17 protein-coding genes are annotated in these 16359 nt (G+C 65.3%); 2 read left to right on the forward strand and 15 right to left on the reverse strand.

Annotated features, from left to right (window positions below; translation table 11 throughout):
• Positions 1-4 precede the first annotated feature (4 nt).
• The 4 genes from mrdA to ACWIKC_RS06560 are packed head-to-tail and all read right to left on the reverse strand — an operon-like array spanning position 5 to position 4637.
• Complete coding sequence (gene mrdA, locus ACWIKC_RS06545) at positions 5-2128, reverse strand: penicillin-binding protein 2 (protein ID WP_454599305.1); 2124 nt, start codon at positions 2126-2128, stop codon at positions 5-7.
• Positions 2125-2679: a rod shape-determining protein MreD gene (gene mreD / locus ACWIKC_RS06550; protein ID WP_454599306.1), complete on the reverse strand. Its 555-nt coding sequence runs from the start codon at positions 2677-2679 to the stop codon at positions 2125-2127. The genes mrdA and mreD overlap by 4 nt, the downstream gene beginning before the upstream one ends.
• 2 nt (positions 2680-2681) lie before the next feature.
• Entirely contained in the window at positions 2682-3572 is an 891-nt protein-coding gene (gene mreC, locus ACWIKC_RS06555; RefSeq protein ID WP_454599307.1) for a rod shape-determining protein MreC, read from the reverse strand.
• 21 nt (positions 3573-3593) lie between these two features.
• On the reverse strand, positions 3594-4637 hold the full coding sequence (locus ACWIKC_RS06560) for a rod shape-determining protein (protein WP_067607478.1): 1044 nt from the start codon (positions 4635-4637) through the stop codon (positions 3594-3596).
• Positions 4638-4833: 196 nt separating this feature from the next.
• On the opposite strand from ACWIKC_RS06560, the gene mutL reads away from it, so the two are divergent.
• Complete coding sequence (gene mutL / locus ACWIKC_RS06565) at positions 4834-6666, forward strand: DNA mismatch repair endonuclease MutL (protein ID WP_454599308.1); 1833 nt, start codon at positions 4834-4836, stop codon at positions 6664-6666.
• 447 nt (positions 6667-7113) lie between these two features.
• Here mutL and ACWIKC_RS06570 read toward each other — a convergent pair whose 3' ends face one another.
• A complete protein-coding gene (locus ACWIKC_RS06570) occupies positions 7114-7827 on the reverse strand; it encodes a hypothetical protein (RefSeq protein WP_454599309.1) in 714 nt (237 codons plus the stop codon).
• Positions 7828-8089: 262 nt separating this feature from the next.
• Between ACWIKC_RS06570 and ACWIKC_RS06575 the strand changes: the two genes are divergently transcribed.
• Positions 8090-8587 carry a hypothetical protein gene (locus ACWIKC_RS06575; RefSeq protein ID WP_454599310.1) on the forward strand — a complete coding sequence of 166 codons (498 nt, stop codon included), beginning with the start codon at positions 8090-8092 and terminating at the stop codon, positions 8585-8587.
• A 7-nt stretch (positions 8588-8594) separates the two neighbouring features.
• On the opposite strand, the gene ACWIKC_RS06580 is transcribed toward ACWIKC_RS06575, so the two are convergent.
• The 10 genes from ACWIKC_RS06580 to ACWIKC_RS06625 all read right to left on the reverse strand — a co-directional run bounded on the left by ACWIKC_RS06580 (position 8595) and on the right by ACWIKC_RS06625 (position 16297).
• A complete protein-coding gene (locus tag ACWIKC_RS06580; RefSeq protein WP_454599311.1) occupies positions 8595-9059 on the reverse strand; it encodes a MaoC family dehydratase in 465 nt (154 codons plus the stop codon).
• An 83-nt stretch (positions 9060-9142) separates the two neighbouring features.
• A complete protein-coding gene (locus tag ACWIKC_RS06585) occupies positions 9143-9940 on the reverse strand; it encodes a DUF1206 domain-containing protein (protein ID WP_454599312.1) in 798 nt (265 codons plus the stop codon).
• Positions 9941-9995: 55 nt separating this feature from the next.
• On the reverse strand, positions 9996-11096 hold the full coding sequence (gene ychF, locus ACWIKC_RS06590) for a redox-regulated ATPase YchF (protein WP_454599313.1): 1101 nt from the start codon (positions 11094-11096) through the stop codon (positions 9996-9998).
• A gap of 95 nt (positions 11097-11191) precedes the next feature.
• Positions 11192-12190 carry an SDR family oxidoreductase gene (locus ACWIKC_RS06595; protein ID WP_454599314.1) on the reverse strand — a complete coding sequence of 333 codons (999 nt, stop codon included), beginning with the start codon at positions 12188-12190 and terminating at the stop codon, positions 11192-11194.
• Between the two features lie 49 nt (positions 12191-12239).
• Positions 12240-12812 (reverse strand): aminoacyl-tRNA hydrolase, encoded by a 573-nt coding sequence (gene pth, locus ACWIKC_RS06600; RefSeq protein ID WP_454599315.1) that lies wholly within the window; start codon positions 12810-12812, stop codon positions 12240-12242.
• A 130-nt stretch (positions 12813-12942) separates the two neighbouring features.
• Positions 12943-13644 (reverse strand): 50S ribosomal protein L25/general stress protein Ctc, encoded by a 702-nt coding sequence (locus tag ACWIKC_RS06605; protein WP_454599316.1) that lies wholly within the window; start codon positions 13642-13644, stop codon positions 12943-12945.
• A gap of 158 nt (positions 13645-13802) precedes the next feature.
• The gene (locus ACWIKC_RS06610; RefSeq protein WP_454599317.1) at positions 13803-14702 is read right to left on the reverse strand and encodes a TraB/GumN family protein; all 900 of its coding nucleotides are present in this window, start codon (positions 14700-14702) and stop codon (positions 13803-13805) included.
• Positions 14699-15634, reverse strand: a complete 936-nt coding sequence (locus tag ACWIKC_RS06615; RefSeq protein WP_454599318.1) for a TraB/GumN family protein — start codon at positions 15632-15634, stop codon at positions 14699-14701. The genes ACWIKC_RS06610 and ACWIKC_RS06615 overlap by 4 nt, the downstream gene beginning before the upstream one ends.
• Positions 15635-15695: 61 nt before the next feature.
• Positions 15696-15917 carry a helix-turn-helix transcriptional regulator gene (locus ACWIKC_RS06620; RefSeq protein ID WP_454599319.1) on the reverse strand — a complete coding sequence of 74 codons (222 nt, stop codon included), beginning with the start codon at positions 15915-15917 and terminating at the stop codon, positions 15696-15698.
• Complete coding sequence (locus ACWIKC_RS06625; RefSeq protein ID WP_454599320.1) at positions 15914-16297, reverse strand: hypothetical protein; 384 nt, start codon at positions 16295-16297, stop codon at positions 15914-15916. Before ACWIKC_RS06625 ends, ACWIKC_RS06620 begins: the two co-directional genes overlap by 4 nt.
• Positions 16298-16359 lie beyond the last annotated feature (62 nt).

Genomic DNA, 16359 nt, shown 5'->3' on the forward strand with positions numbered 1-16359 from the left:
GGGCTCACGGTGACGGCGTCCGGGTTGGCGCGGCGACAGGTGTAGGGGCGGGAGTGGGAACGGAAGCCGCAGAGCCGGTCCGCGGCTCGGGGGCTGGGGAGCGCGGAACGGCCTCGGGTCTGGGGACGATCACTTGGTCGGCAATCTGTTCGGATTGCCGGCTGGCAATGCGCGCCTCGGCCTCGACCTGGTCGAAGATCTCTTCGCTGCGGGTGGGCGCAGGGGCCACCGTCTCGCCGGCCGCGGCAGCGTAGGCGGTGTATTTGCTGATCAAGCGCTGCTGGGCCGTGCCGCCCCATTGCGCTTCCAGCGCGGACAGCGCTTCCATGCCCTTCACGGGGTCGAACATGAAGGTCATGATGTCGCGCGCGATCGGATAGGCGGAGCCCGAGCCGCCGCCGTGTTCGATCACCACCGCCCCGGCGTAGCGCGGATTGTCGAAGGGCGCGAAGAAGATGAACAATCCATGGTCGCGATATTTCCAGGGACCTGTCCGACCATCGGAATTGTTCAGACCGACGACCTGCGCGGTGCCGGTCTTGCCGGCCATCAGCACATCTTCGATCGGCAGGCGCGCGCGCCCCGCCGTGCCGGGACCGTTGACCACGTCGCTCATGGACTGGCGTACGTAGCGCACGTGCTCATCCGAGAAATCGACCATGTCGAACCCCTTGACCGGGGTCTTGCGGTTGAGCCGCGGTTCGACATGGCGGCCCGTGGCCAGACGCGCCGACATGACCGCCAGCTGGAGCGGGTTGGCGAGCATGTAGCCCTGTCCGATGGTCGCGTTGACCGTGTCGTAGGGCTGCCACTCGCGCTCGTATTTCTCCAGCTTCCAAGCGGGATCGGGGACGGTGCCATAGAACTGGCTGATGACCGGGAGGTCGAATTCCTGCCCCATGCCGCAGCGCCGGGCCATCAAGGCGATCGGATCCATCCCGATGCGCTGGGCCATGGAGTAGAAATAGACATCGCAGGACTGATAGACGCCCATCGCCATGTCGACTGCGCCGTGTCCGCCGCGTTTCCAGCAGCGGAACACGCGGTTGCCCACGCGCAGGCCGCCGGAGCACTGAACCCGCTCATCCGGATCGACACCCGCCCGCAGCAGCGCCATCGACACCATCGGCTTGACCGTCGAGGCAGGCGGGTAAAGCCCCTTGAGAACCTTGTTGCGCAAGGGAACGCGCTCGTCCTCGCGCAGCATCGCGTATTCCACGCTGCCGATGCCGGCGGAAAAACTGTTGGGGTCGAAGCTGGGCATCGACGACATGCAGAGGATATCGCCGCTACGGCAGTCCATCACCACTGCAGAACCCGACTCGAGCCCGATCCGGCGCGCGGCGTAATCCTGCAGCGGCCCGTCGATGGTCAAATGGACCGGATCGCCCTGGACATCCTCGCGCGTCTCGAGTTCCTTGACGATGCGGCCCGAGGCGGTCACCTCGACACGCCGGGCACCGGGTACGCCGCGCAATTCCTGCTCGAACTGGCGCTCGAGCGCGTCCTTGCCGATCTTGAACCCGGGGGTGATCAGCAGCGGATCGCCCTCTTCCTCATATTCCTCGGCATTGGCCGGGCCGACATAGCCAAGCAGATGCCCGACGCTCGGCCCGGTCGGGTAGAAGCGCGAAAATCCGCGCTGCGGAATGACCCCGGGAAGATCGGGCAGGCGAACGCTGACTGCCGCGAAATCCTCGTAATCGAGGCCCGTCGCAATCTCGACCGGCTGGAACGAGGCCGCCTCGTCCACACGTTTGGTGATATCGGCCATGGCGGTCGCATCGAGATCGAGGATCTTGCCCAGTGCCGCCAGCGTGGCTTTGGTATCGACCAGCTGGTCGGGGATGACATCGACGCGGAAATCGGCCTTGTTCGATGCCAGCGGCGCGCCGTTGCGATCGAGGATCCAACCGCGCCGGGGCGGGATCAGCGACAGATTGACCCGGTTGCTCTCCGATTCCAGCTCGTATTTCTCGTTTTCGGCGATGGCGATAAAGGCCATCCGACCGGCAAGCAGCAGTCCGATGCCGCCCATGCCTGCGCCGATGACGAAGCTGCGCCGCGAAAAGGCCTGGTCCAGCGTCGTGCTGCTGACGTGATCCCGCGTTTTTTTACCCAGCTTCATCCGACCGTCCGCCAGCGGGTCAACCGCATCTGGTCGAGCCGCGCCACCAGGCGGGCAAAAAGCGGGAAGACGAGGATCGATAACACGAGCTGGGGCCCCAGGGCGACAAGAGCGGCAAGCGTAGGCTCACCGCCCGAAACGAGCATTGCCGCAGGGATATACACCAGCAGGATTAAACCCGCCGTGAACCAGTCCTGCGCAAAGCTGCGCCAGGGAAACCGCGTTTCGACCAGTTCGACGGCAATCATCGCCACCGACCACAACAGGATCGCGCTCCCCAGCGGCTGGCCGCTGAACAGGTCGTCGAACAGCCCCAGCGGGAAGCCCGCCCAGACCGGCAGCAGACCGGGGCGAACGAGCCGCCATGCCAGCAGCATCAGGAAGCCGAGCGGTGGCACCAGCGGCAGCGCGGAGGCGATGAAGAACACCGGCACCAGCGAAGCGATCAGGATCGACAGATAGGGAACGATGGTAGCGACCACGGTCGAATGCGACCGATTGATCCGCCGACCGTAGGCGTCGCTGCGCGATTTAGGGGCGAAGCGATCCACGCCTATTCACCCAGTTCGCGCTCGACCGGCGTACCGGAGCCGACCACTGCATCGGGCTCGAAGATCGGGAGCACGGCGACATAGCCCGTCGCTGCCGGATCGCTGACGATGCGGGCGAGGGCGCCGTCATCGGTGATCTCGGTCGCAATCGCGACCGCGACGCCGGGCTGGTAATAGCCGCCCGCGCCGCTGGTCACAAACAGATCGCCCGGTTCGAGCGGATTGATCCCGAGGTTGATCAGCCGGATGCGGATAAGGCCATCGCCGCGGCCCTCGGCGAAAGCGACCACCTCGTCCTGCGCGCGGCGCACCGGCAGCACGCTTTCGGGGTCGGTCAGCAGCAGCACCCGCGCGCTGTGATTGCCGACCTCGAGAATCCTGCCGACCACGCCGCGCTGGCTGCGAACCGGCATGCCGACCGCGACGCCATCGGCGCGTCCGGCACCGAGATAGGCGAAACGCCGCGAACTCGCGGCGCTCGCACCGACCAGGCGCGCGACGGTGACCGGTTTGACCTGCGCATCGTGAAGCCCGAGCAAGGCCTTGAGCCGCCGGTTTTCCTGCTCGACCGCAGCCGCCTCGGCGAGCCGGATACGCGCCAGCTCCACCTCGCGCTTGAGCGCGGCGTTCTGCGACCCGGCGCGGTAATAGCCGCGCACGATATCGATCAAGCCCTTGCTCTCGGTCCGCGCGACGGCGACCGGCTGCGTGACCGGGGTGGCCGCGTCATTGGCCGTTCCGCGCAGGCTCGAGAGGAAACCGGGCTGCCAGAGCGAGAGGCCGAGCAGCACCGCGCCGACGAGCGCGCCCAGCCCGGCGGCGATGTAGCCGGTGAATAGGCTGTATTGCGCCTTGCGCGAATAGCTCGAGCGCCGTTGTCCTGTCGGCGCCATGGCGGCCGTCTTCCCCTGGTTTTACGCGGTCATCAAGACGCCGCGGTATCTCTCGTCTTCCATCGCGCGACCGGTGCCGATCGCGACGCAGGTGAGCGGATCCTCCGCGATGGTCACGGGGAGGCCGGTTTCCTCGCGCAGATACTGGTCGAGACCCTGGATCAGCGCGCCGCCGCCGGTCAGGACGATACCCTGGTCGACGATATCGGCGGCCAGCTCGGGAGCGGTGTTTTCCAGCGCGATCCGCACACCCTCGACGATCGCGCCGATCGGTTCGCTCAGCGCTTCGGCGATATGGCCCTGGTTGATGGTGATTTCCTTGGGCACGCCATTGACCAGATCGCGGCCCTTGAGCGTGATCGATTCGCCAATGCCATCGGCGGGGGCTACGGCGATCCCGTAGTCCTTCTTGATCCGCTCGGCGGTGGCCTCGCCGATCAGCAGATTGTGGTGGCGGCGGACATAGGAGACGATCGCCTCGTCCATCTTGTCGCCGCCGGTGCGTACCGAGGTGGTGTAGGCGAGACCGCGCAAGGACAGCACCGCGACCTCGGTCGTCCCGCCGCCGATATCGACCACCATCGAGCCGACCGGTTCGGTGACCGGCATGTCGGCGCCGATCGCGGCGGCCATGGGTTCGAGGATCAGATAGACCTGGCTGGCGCCGGCATTGCTCGCCGCATCGCGGATCGCGCGGCGCTCGACGCTGGTCGAACCCGAAGGAACGCAGATGGTGATCTCGGGATAGCGCATCAGGCTCTTGCGGCCGTGCACCTTGCGGATGAAATGCTTGATCATCTCTTCGGCGATTTCGATGTCGGCAATGACACCGTCGCGCAGCGGGCGGATCGCCTCGATGGAATCGGGGGTCTTGCCCATCATCATCTTGGCGTCCTCGCCCACGGCCTTGACGCGCTTTGTGCCATTGATCGTTTCGATCGCGACCACCGACGGCTCGTTGAGGACGATGCCCTGACCTTCGACGTAGACCAGCGTGTTGGCCGTGCCGAGATCGATCGCCATGTTCTGCGAGCCGAACTTGAAGAGGTTATTCCAGAAACCCATTGCTACCCGATTCCGATTTTCGATAAGGATGTTAGGCGCGGTGCTTGCGACCGTTCCGACCCGATTGTGACAGCGGAGCACCCCCCTTAGCGAAGCCCCTGTGCAATTGCCAAAACATTCGCGCTGGTTTGGCGGGGAAATATCTGCGTTCTGGCTCGAAATCCGGGCGGTTCGCGGCTAGGCCCCTGGGTTCGCCATGCCCATCATCCGCCGCCTCCCCGAACACCTCGTCAATCGCATCGCCGCGGGCGAGGTAGTCGAGCGTCCCGCCGCCGCTCTGAAAGAGCTGCTCGAGAACGCCATCGACGCGGGCGCAACGCGGATCGCGATCAGGCTGGTCGAGGGCGGTCTGGGCGCGCTCGAGGTCACCGACGACGGCTGCGCGATGACCCCCGACGAGATGAACCTGGCGCTCGAACGCCACGCCACCTCGAAGCTCCCCGAAAGCCTGGTCGGCACCGAGGGAGCGATAGAGCGGGTCGCCACACTCGGCTTTCGCGGCGAGGCGCTGCCCTCGATCGCCAGCGTGTCGCGCTTCACGCTCGAAAGCCGCCCGCATGGCGCGCCGCAAGGCTGGAAGATCGTGGTAGATCACGGCGCGCTGGTCTCCGAAGGCCCCGCCGCGCTGCCCCCGGGCACAAGGGTGCGGGTCGAACAGGTGTTCGCGCGCATCCCCGCGCGGCGCAAGTTCCTGCGCACGCCGCGCAGCGAATACGCCGCCAGCCTCGACGTGGTCCGCCGGCTTGCGATGGCGCGGCCCGATATCGCGGTCACGCTCGACCACGGCGAACGCCGGGTGCTTGGGCTTCAGCAGGACGAGGCGCTGGCCGACCGCGTCGCGCAGATCGTCGGGCGCGAATTGAAGGACAATGGCGTCGCCATCGATCTGGAGCGCCACGGGATGCGGCTGACCGGGATCGCCGGACTGCCAACCTACAACCGCGGGATCGCGGATCACCAGTATCTGTTCGTCAACGGCCGCCCGGTGAAGGATCGCCTGCTCGCGGGCGCGGTGCGCGGCGCCTATTCCGACATGCTCGCGCGCGACCGGCACGCGGTGCTGGCGCTGTTCCTCGAAATCCCGCCCGAGGATGTCGATGTCAACGTCCACCCCGCCAAGACCGAGGTGCGCTTCCGCGATGCGCAAGGGGTGCGCGGTTTCATCGTCTCGGGGCTGCGGCAGGCGCTGGCGACCGGCGACCGCCGCAGCGCGCAATCGCCCGACGCCTCGGCGATGGAGCGCTGGCAGCGCGAGCGCGACGAGCCCGCGCCTGCGCTGCGCTCGATCTTCGAGGGCCGCGACTGGTCGCAGCCTTCCGCCGGTGTCGCCGAGAGCGCTGCGAGCCCCTGGCGCAATGCGGATGCGCAAAGCATGGCCGAGCCGCAGGGCAGGGCGGAACAGGCCGAACCGCTGGCCGCAGAGGAGCGCGCCTATCCGCTCGGGATCGCGCGCGGGCAGGTCGCCAACACCTATATCGTTGCCGAGGCGGCGGACGGGCTGGTGCTGGTCGACCAGCACGCCGCGCACGAGCGGCTGGTGCTCGAAAGGTTGCGCGCCGCCGGTGCGGGCGAGGCCGCCGCGCGCAGCCAGGCGTTGCTGATGCCCGATGTCGTCGAACTGGAAGAACCCGCCTGCGACCGGCTTGAAGAAGCCGCCGAACGGCTCGCGGCACTGGGCCTCGCGATCGAACGCTTCGGCCCGACCGCGATGCTGGTGCGCGCGTTGCCGCATTCGCTCAGGAACGGCGACCCCGAAAAGCTGCTGCGCGATATCGACGACGATCTGGTCAAACACGGCCAAGACGAGGACAAGGGCGCGCTGCTGCTGAGCGAGAAGCTCGAACTGGTGCTCGCCACCATGGCCTGCCACGGCTCGGTCCGCGCCGGCCGCACGCTCAGCGTCGCCGAGATGAACGCGCTGTTGCGCGAGATGGAAAACACCCCGCGTTCGGGCCAGTGCAACCACGGCCGCCCGACCTGGGTGAAGCTGTCGATGGACGACGTCGAGAAACTGTTCGGGCGCAAGTGAGGGGCGGGGCGACTCCGCTCGAACTCGCGACCTACTTCTCCCCTCCCCATGGGGAGGGGCCGGGGGTGGGGGTGCGGCACCAGCGGCCAGCAGCGCCGAACACCCCCACTGGACCTCCCCCTCGAGGGGGAGAGGAAGTATGGCTACAAGGACAAACTCCCGCACTCGTCATTGCGAGCCGCCGCAGGCGGCGCGGCAATCCATGACCGGCGCTTGCAGCCCGCCACGACGGCACGACAACCCGCGACGTTGCGCCATGGATAGCCGCGTCGCTACGCTCCTCGCAATGACGAGAGCGGGTTCTGGGGCGACGAGCGCAAGGTTCTTGCCTCGATTTCGGAAAGTCGCATCGATACGGATGTTTATCGGCTGCAGGCTGCTCCCAGCGATTTTTGACAAGAGCTGCCTTGCGACCTACGCCCCTTGGGGACACCAACCATTCCGACGTTAATTGGTCACCTTGACGGTTCCGTTGCGGACGGTCCGGAGCGCTCCATGCAGAATGCGGTGACGAAAGTACCAGATCATGGCGGAAGCCAAGATGATGGGGCCAACCGCGAAGGCAAACTGAGGGATTGGTAGGCCCGCTGCTGCCAGTTCGACGAGCGGTGCGCGCAGGACCACCACGAAACCCCATATCATCCGGCTGAGGTGTCTTGATAATCTTAGCTTTGACCATTGCGTTTGCCTGAAAAACCAATTGAAGTCACCGATGAGAAGTATGACCGGGATAGCTGCAATCACGTAAGGAGCGAACGGTGGTATCAAGCCGTCAGCGACTGCACCCAGAGCAATGTGAAGAAAAATCACAAGGCCGATAATCTCAAATATTGTAAGACCAGCTTCGGCAGCAATCACCATTGAAGACCGGCGCCGCAAAGCGAGCCAAGCACCTCCTATGCAATATACCGCCGTGAATACTGCCATGAAGAGCGGAGGGATAAAAACATTCCGCAACATGGTTATGGAAGTGAAACACACCACCCCTACCGCTACGATGTAAATATAACCGTATATTCTGTGCGCTTGGCCTCCCTTTATCGCAAGGAAAGCTAACATTGCAGCGCTCAGCGCGATGACGCCAATGAGCATGTGACCGTAATAGGCAAGTGGGCCATAAGGAGATGGGTCGAAAAAATCTATTGGGTCTGGACCGAACATAGAACCCTCCACCACCAAAAATTCTAGTCTACCTACACTGGATCGCCGCGGATTTCACTCCCTTGAGCCATGTGGTGTTCGCTTCCCAGCCATTTTCAACATACCGCCCAGCAGCCGCCCGCGCCATAACTTGCCACCACGCGCCCCGGCATGTGGCCGTTGACCCCGCTCCCCAAAAATCCGAACACCGCCTACCCTTTCGTCGTTCAGACTTCAGCCAAACCTATAGGCTATGGCAGGCGCGAAGCTGTTGGAGTAAACGATGCGGTATCTTTGGTGTGTGGCGACACTGGCGCTGGCCGGTTGCGGGGGGGATATTTCACCCGAGGAACAGGCGCGGCGCGATGCGCAGGATGTCGCCGAGGTTCGCGCGGCTCAGATCGCGCCGCCGGTTCCCGTGACGCTCGAACCGATCGGCTTTGCCGATATCGAGAAGCAAGGGATGGTCGGGCTTGGCTGCAGCTTCCTCGCCGATAACGGCGGCGAAGACGCGCTGGCGATCACCATGGGCGACGCGGCCTTCGCCAAGCGCAGCGGCAAGGTCATGCGGCTCGCGCCCGATCGCGGCAGCGCAGAGAACCCGGTCGGCACGCAGGCCAAATACGATGGCCGCGAATTCAGCATGCAGCTCGACCTGCTCGACCGCGAGGGCGAGCAGGTGGGGATGGAAACCATGGGCTATGATGCGCGGCTGACGCTGACCGACGGCCGCGACCGGGTGCTCTATCGCGCGGACGGCACTGCGCAATGCGGAGCCTGAGCTAGCCTCAATCCTCGATCGGTGCGTCCGGGTCGCGGACCTGCATCAGCCCGTTCGAGACCATCTCGAGCACCACTTCATCGTTCTGGTTGTAGGTCCGCGAGGCGGTCTTGAAGAGCCCCATCTCGGGGCGCGAGCGGCTGCGGCGCTTCTCCAGCACTTCGGTCTCGCAGCGCAAGGTATCGCCCGGATAGACGGGCTTGCGCCACATCAGCTGGTCGACCCCCGGCGAACCCAGCCCGGCGCGCTGGATCACCGACATGTTTTCGACCAGCATCCGCATGGTCATCGCACACGTGTGCCACCCGCTGGCGGAAATCTTGCCGAAATGGGTCTGCGCCGCGGCCTCGTCGCTCAGATGGAAGGGCTGGGGATCGTATTTGGTCGCGAACTCCAGAACTTCCTCGCGGGTGACCTGGTAGCTGCCGAAGGAATCCTTCGTGCCGATCTCGATATCTTCGAAGTAGAGCATGGCCACCGCATCGCGCAAAGCGGCGGGCGAAGCAATATCCTATCGCTTCGCCCGCCGTTTGTACGCTCGCGTTCGCTAGTCGATCAGACGCGGAACTTGGGAATCCCCGCGCTGCTGTCGAGCTCGGGGATAATCCGGTAGCGCGCCAGCACCAAGCTGAAGAGCCCGAACAGCAGCAGGCCGATCGCGGTGAGGGTGAAGACGAAACCTTCGCCCGCGAGGCTCGCCACCGCATCACCGAGCGATTTGACCTGCTCGGCGCCGCCCGAGAGGAAGCCGGCGCTGACCAGCGACCAGCCGATCACCGCGTAGACCACGCCACGCGCAAGATAGCCCGCGCCGCCCAGCCAGCGGGTCGCATCGGGCGCCTGCGCGCTGATGCGGTTCATGAATTCGCCCGAGATGCCCTTCTTCGCCTGGAAGATCGCCACGACGAAGAAGATCACGCCCAGCAGGCCGAGAACGGTCCCGCCGAAATCCATCGACAGGACGCCCGAGGCCGCGTCCTGCGCGCCATCGCCGCTGCCACCGGTGCTGGTGGCGAACTGATAGGCCGAGAAGGCGAGGGCAAGGTGTCCGATCCCGCTGCCCGCATGGCCGATCCGCTTGCCCCAGCCTTTCGCATCCGAACCGTTGTTCTCGATATCGAACAGCGGCGAGCAGAAGCGGAACAATGCATAGGCGGTCAGCCCGATCACCATGATCCACAGGATCGCGATTCCGGCGGGATATTCCTCGACCGCGCGAAAAACGCCGTTGGTGCCTTCGCTGATCCTGCCCGCGCTGGTCAGCGCAATCAGGCCCAGCACCGCATAGAGAATGGCGCGGCTGAAATAGCCCACGCGCACCAGCCAGTTGAATTTCTCGGATTTGTCGACCACGCAATTGCTCCCCGTTGAGTTGTGCCCGCCCAACGGTCCGGGCCGCAATTGGTGCCTAGACGTTGAATTTGAACATCAGCACATCGCCATCCTGGACGAGATATTCCTTGCCCTCCTGGCGCAGCTTGCCGGCCTCGCGCGCACCGCTTTCGCCATTCAAGGCGATGTAGTCGTCGAACGCGATGGTCTCGGCGCGGATGAAACCCTTCTCGAAATCGGTGTGGATCTCGCCCGCCGCCTGCGGAGCCTTGGCGCCGCGCGGAAAAGTCCAGGCGCGGGTTTCCTTGGGGCCGGCGGTGAAGAAGGTGTTGAGCGCGAGCAATTCGTAGCCGGCGCGGATCACCTTGCTGAGCCCGCTTTCCTCGAGGCCCAGCTCGGCGAGATATTCGCTCCGCTCGTCCGGCGCCATCCCGACCAGTTCGGATTCGATCGCGGCGGAGACCACGACCGATTGCGCACCCTCGCGCGCGGCCTTGGCGGCGACCAGCTCGGACAGCGCATTGCCCGTCGCCGCGTCTTCCTCGGCGACGTTGCAGACGTAGAGCACCGGCTTGGCGCTGAGCAATTGCGCCTGCGCGAACACCCGCGCCTCTTCCTCGTCCTTGGGCTCGGTCAGCCGCGCGGGCTTGCCCTCGCGCAGCAGCTCGAGCGCCTGGCCCAGCACGCTGGCCATGATCTTGGCCTCCTTGTCGCCCCCGGTGGCGCGCTTCTGCGCATTGGGGACGCGCTTCTCGAGGCTTTCGAGATCGGAGAGCAATAGCTCGGTCTCGACCACTTCGGCGTCGGAGATCGGATCGACCTTGTTGGCGACATGCTGGATGTCGTCATCCTCGAAGCAGCGCAGCACATGGACCACGGCATCCACCTCGCGGATATTGCCGAGGAACTGGTTGCCCAACCCCTCGCCCTTGCTCGCGCCCTTCACCAGACCCGCGATATCGACGAAGCCCAATTGGGTCGGGATGACCTTGGCCGAGCCGGCGATCGCGGCGATCTTGTCGAGACGCGCATCGGGCACCGCGACCTGGCCGACATTGGGCTCGATCGTGCAGAAGGGATAATTCGCAGCCTGCGCGGCCTGCGTCTCGGTCAGTGCATTGAAAAGGGTGGACTTGCCGACATTGGGCAGCCCGACGATCCCGCAACGGAAACCCATCGAAAACTCCGGTAATAGCGATATGGCGGGCGCCTTAGCCGCTTGGCGCCCCGCTGGGAAGCACGCGCGTCGCTGCTATTCGCCGCGGGCATCGTTCATTGATTGTGGACCGCGCGCATCACCGGGCCGAGCTGCGGCGAGCGGCCGAGCCATTCGAGCTGCGTCCGCGCCGTCACCTCGTTGATCGCGGTCTGCGGGATCGCACCGCCGCTTACGGGCACGCGCAGCGGGCGGGTTCCGGCGGGCAGGGCGATGGTCCGGGCGATCGCGCGCGGCACGTCCATCGAATCGGCGGAGCGGCCCGAGCCATCCTCGGTGCCCATCCGCGCGACGACCTCGGGATAGCCCTCGGCGTGCCGCTCGGCGATCCGCTCTTTCAGAGCGCCGGTGTAGATGTTGCGATTGACCCAGACCTCGGTCGGATAGCCGCCGGGCTCGATGATGGTGACCTCGATATTGTGCGGCACGAGCTCGTAGGCGAGCTGCTCGCCCATCGCTTCCAATGCGAATTTGGTGGCCGAGTAATGCCCGCCGTAGGGAATGATGACGCGCCCCAGCTGGCTCGAGATCTGGAAGATCTGGCCGCCGCCCTTGGCGCGCATGCCGGGCAACACCGCGCGCGCCATGCGGTGGCAGCCGAAGACATTGGTGTCGAAGGCCAGCATGGTGGCCGCCATGTCCTGCACCTCGACCGGGCCGGAAATGCCGATCCCGGCGTTGTTGACCAGCACGTCGATCGGGCCGCCGTTGATCCGCACGGCCTCGGCGACGCCGCGCTCGACCTGCTCGTCCGAAAGCACATCGATCTCGATCACGTGGATGTCGAGATTTTCACGCTGCGCAAGACTGCGCAATTCCTCGGCCTCGGGGCGGGGGAGGCCCCGCATAGTGGCGAAGACCCGCGCGCCGGCGCGTGCGTAATGCTCGGCGCCAAGCCGGCCGAAACCCGAGGAGCAGCCGGTGATGAGGATCGCCTGGCCCGCGAGGTCGGGCGTCGCCGCGACCATATCGCCCTGCGCGCGCGAAGCGGTGGCGGCGAGGACAGTGGTGGCGGCGGCACCGGCGAGCAGCGAGCGGCGGGTCAGATCGGGCATGCGAATCTCCTCTGTGTCGGGAGGAGCCTAGCACAGGATTTTGCGAGTCTCAGATTTCCTGCATCCGAAGCGCGACGTTGTTCATGAAGCGGACCTCGTCGCCCTGTGAGAGCCATTCGGCCTCCGCCCCCATCGCGCCAAGCATGGCAACGAGGTCGTCGTGCTCCGCCTTGGCGTAATCGCCCAGCACGTAGCCGGTGACGCGGTCCTTGTGGCCCGGATGGCCGATCCCGATCCGCACCCGGCGAAATTCGGGCCCGCAGTGCTGGTCGATGCTCCGCAACCCATTGTGCCCGGCGTGGCCGCCGCCCTGCTTCACCTTGATTTTGAAGGGCGCGAGATCGAGCTCGTCATGAAACACGGTCAGCGCCTCGGTGCCCAGCTTGTAGAAGCGCAACGCCTCGCCCACCGCGCGGCCGCTTTCGTTCATGAAGGTGGCGGGCTTGAGCAGCATGACCTTCTCGCCGCCGATGCGGCCTTCCTGGACCCAGCCGCTGAATTTCTTCTGCACCGGGCCGAAATCATGCATGTCGGCGATGACATCGCAGGCCATGAAGCCGACATTGTGCCGCTGCATGGTGTATTTGGGTCCGGGATTTCCGAGGCCTGTCCAGATTTGCATGCCGAGCGCTTAATCGACGCCTGCTGCTTCGTCACCCCCGCACGGGCGTTGCGCCAGGCGAAGCGCACACAGCAAAACACCGGACTTCTCGCGAAGCCCGGTGCCTTGGTGTCGGTTCGGAAAAGAGGGCTTATTCGCCGCTCTTGTCTTCCTGCTCCTGAGCGGCGTCGGCGTCGGGACCCTGTTCGGTCGCGGCGGTTTCGCCCGGCTCCATGCCTTCGCCGGTCTGCTCGTCGTCGCTGCCTTCACCCTCGGCGCGCTTGAGCGCGGACGGGGCAACCAGGGTCGCGATGGTGAAATCGCGATCGGTGATGGCGCTTGCGCTGCCTTCGGGAAGCGTGACTTCGCTGATGTGGATCGCATCGCCGACTTCCTTGCCGGTGACGTCGATCACGATCTCGCTCGGGATGCGATCATTGTCGCAGACCAGCTCGAGCTCGTGACGGACCACGTTGAGCACGCCGCCCTTCTTGAGACCCGGCGATGCTTCCTCGTTGATGAAGACCACGGGGACTTCGACTTCGATCTTGCCACCCTTGACCATGCGCAGGAAATCGGCGTGGATCGGACGGTCCTTGACGGGGTCGAGCGCGACATCCTTGGGGAGGGTGCGCATCTTCTTGCCATCGAGTTCGATCTCGACGATCGAGTTCATGAAGTGACCGGTCATCAGCTGACGGACCAGTTCCTTCTCCTCGATGTGGACCATCACGGGTTCTTCCTTGCCGCCATAGATCACGGCGGGGACACGGCCATCGCGACGCAGTGCACGGGAGGCTCCCTTGCCAGCCCGTTCGCGCGTCTCGGCCGGTAGGGTCAGAGCATCGCTCATGAGTACTTACCTTTCGAATTGCTTTGTGGTTGTCGTCCGGTCCGCCACGCCTCCAGGGATGACCATGACGCCGGACTGCGCGCCATTAGCAGGTGGCGGCGAAAAGGCAAGGCCGGTGCGGGTGGCGGTGGGGGTGAGCCTGCCCGTGCGTGACCGGGCTACTGGATGCGACGGACGGTGTAGCCGCGCGCTACCATCAGCGCGGGCAGGCCGTCCTCGCCGAACATGTGGGCCGCGCCTACCGCCACGAAGGGCTTCGCGCTGGCCGACAGCAGGTTTTCCAGCTGCGCCGCCCAGGCGCGGTTGCGCCCCGCGAGCAGCGCTTCGTAGAGCTCGGGATCGGCGAGGATGCCTTCGCCGGTGAGCTCGCTCAGCTGCTCCTCATCGCCGGCCTGCCACATCCGCGCGAGCCGGCCGATGTCCTGCTCGTAATCCTCGGTCTCGCCGATCACCGCGTTGAGCAGGTCGCGCTGCTCCTTCTCGGGCAGCTCGTCGAATATCCGCAATTGCGTCTCGGCGCCCTCGAACTCGATGATCTCGCGGCCCTTGAAGTCGCGGATCAATGCGCGGTCGACGCCGTTCTCGGACTTGGCCTGCTGCGCCACCTGCGCCAGCGTCAGCGCGGCGGCCCAGGTCTCCATCGCGTCGAAATGGCTGCGCCGGACCTTGGCCCGGGTCAGCAGCGCCTGGTACTGGTCGGCCAGCGCCGGATCGACCCGCGACGCCAGCGGGCCGGGCGGATCATCGAAGGCGAGGCGGGTGAACAGTTCGCCCAGCGCCACCCCGTCGTCGAGCGAGGCGACCTCGACCGCCAGCACATCGGCCGCGGCCACCGCCTCGTCGAGCACCGGCGAGCGCCACTCGACCCCGTCGGGGAGGGCGTGGATGGTGCCGAACAACCAGCCCTCGACCTCCCCTTCGGCATTGGCGAGTTCCCACAGCAGCGGATAGCCCTCGGGCTCCGGCGCCTGCTCGGCGGGCTGGTCGGTGCAGCCCGCCAGCATGAGAACGCCGAGCAGCGCCGAGAGGAGCGCTAAAATGTTTGGGCGCAGGTTCACTGGACCCGCGTCACGGTAAAGCCGCGCTCTTCGAGATAATCCTGAACGGTGTTGGTGCCGGCAAGATGGCCCGCGCCAACCGCCATGAACACCGTACCGGGCGTGTCGAGCCGCTCGTCGATCCACGCCGCCCAATTGCGGTTGCGGCTGTAGAGCAGCGCTTCGGCCAGCACCGGATCGGCGAGATTGGCGTTCATCAGTTCGCCCAGCTGCTCGGTGTCGCCCTCGACCCACTCGCTCAGCAGCTGGTTCATCGTCGGCACGATCTCGTCGATCGAATCGGTGGTGGCGACGAGGAATTCGATCTGCGACTGCAGCGGCAGCCCGTCGAGCATGCCGAGCTGGAACTCGACCGTCTCGACCGCGTCTCGGGTCGCCCCGGCAGGCGCGCGCTCCTCGATCACCTTCTCGACCCCGCTTTCGGCGGCATAACCCGCCTTGAGCAGTGGCAGCACCGCAAGATTGATCCCGGCGAACCACGGCTCGAAGCGATCGAACGCACCCACTGGCAGCTCCAGCGAGTTCATCGCCGCCTCGTAGCTGGCGCGCTGTTCGGCATCGAGCTGGTCGCGCATGCTCTCGCCCTCGGGCAGCAGGGCCATCCCGATGATCGTCTGCTGGGTCGCCGGATCCTGTTCGAAGCCGGTCGGGATCTCGGTGACCAGCGTGCCCGACGAACCCAACGCGGTGGCGATCGGGCCGCGGAACCAGTCGATATCCTCGGGCAGCGCATGGACGGTGCCGAACAAATAGATGGTGGTATCGTCGTCGGAGACCTTCCACAGCGCGGGGCCCGAGGGGGCAGCCGCCGCGGCGGGCGCGGTTGCGGCCAAGGTGGCGGTATCTTCGCCGACGGTGGTGCAGGCCTGCAGGGTCACAAGCAGGGTGCCGGCGGTGAGCGCGGCGGCGAAACGGGTTCTGGTCTGGGTCATGATCTGGCTCTCTCTATAGTGCAGGGTGGTTAAGGTCAGGTGCGAAATCGGTGAGGAGTGCTCACTCGCCGCCGTGTTCGGGGCCATATTCGGGGCCATCTTCAAAAATCTGCTCGACCGGCATTTCGAACAGCCGGGCGATCTTGAAAGCGAGACCGAGCGAGGGATCGTGCTTGCCGGTCTCGATGGCGTTGACCGCCTGGCGCGAGACATCGAGCCGCCCGGCCAGCTCGGCCTGGCTCCACTCGCGCATCGCGCGCAAGACGCGGAGGCGGTTTTTCACGATCGGCCTCGCAACCAGCGGATATGAAACCCAATGAAAAACGCGGCTATCGTACAGACCAGGCCCGCCTCATAGGGGTTCAATGCCGGGGCGAGACCGGTCGGATCGGTGAATGATCCCAACACGAAAAGGCTGAACAGGAACCACGCAACGGTCACGACGAAAGCGAACGAGGTGCCCGCGTTCCAGAGACCCTCCATGTATTCGTCGCGCAACTTACGATGAAGTAGCATCAACAGACTGACCAGCAACATTCCAATCGATACCCCGCGGACGAAATCGGGCAGGGCTAGGCTCAGGCTTACGGCTAGCAGGACGGTGGCGATCCCGCCGATGTGAGCGGCGACCAAATACAGTCGCGTCCGGAGCTCGTGTGTCATGTCTACATATCTCTCTGTCAGGTTGTCCTTACTATATGTCGCGATTCGCTGACCATGTCAAT

The sequence above is a fragment of the Qipengyuania sp. SM2507 genome (genome assembly GCF_053714505.1).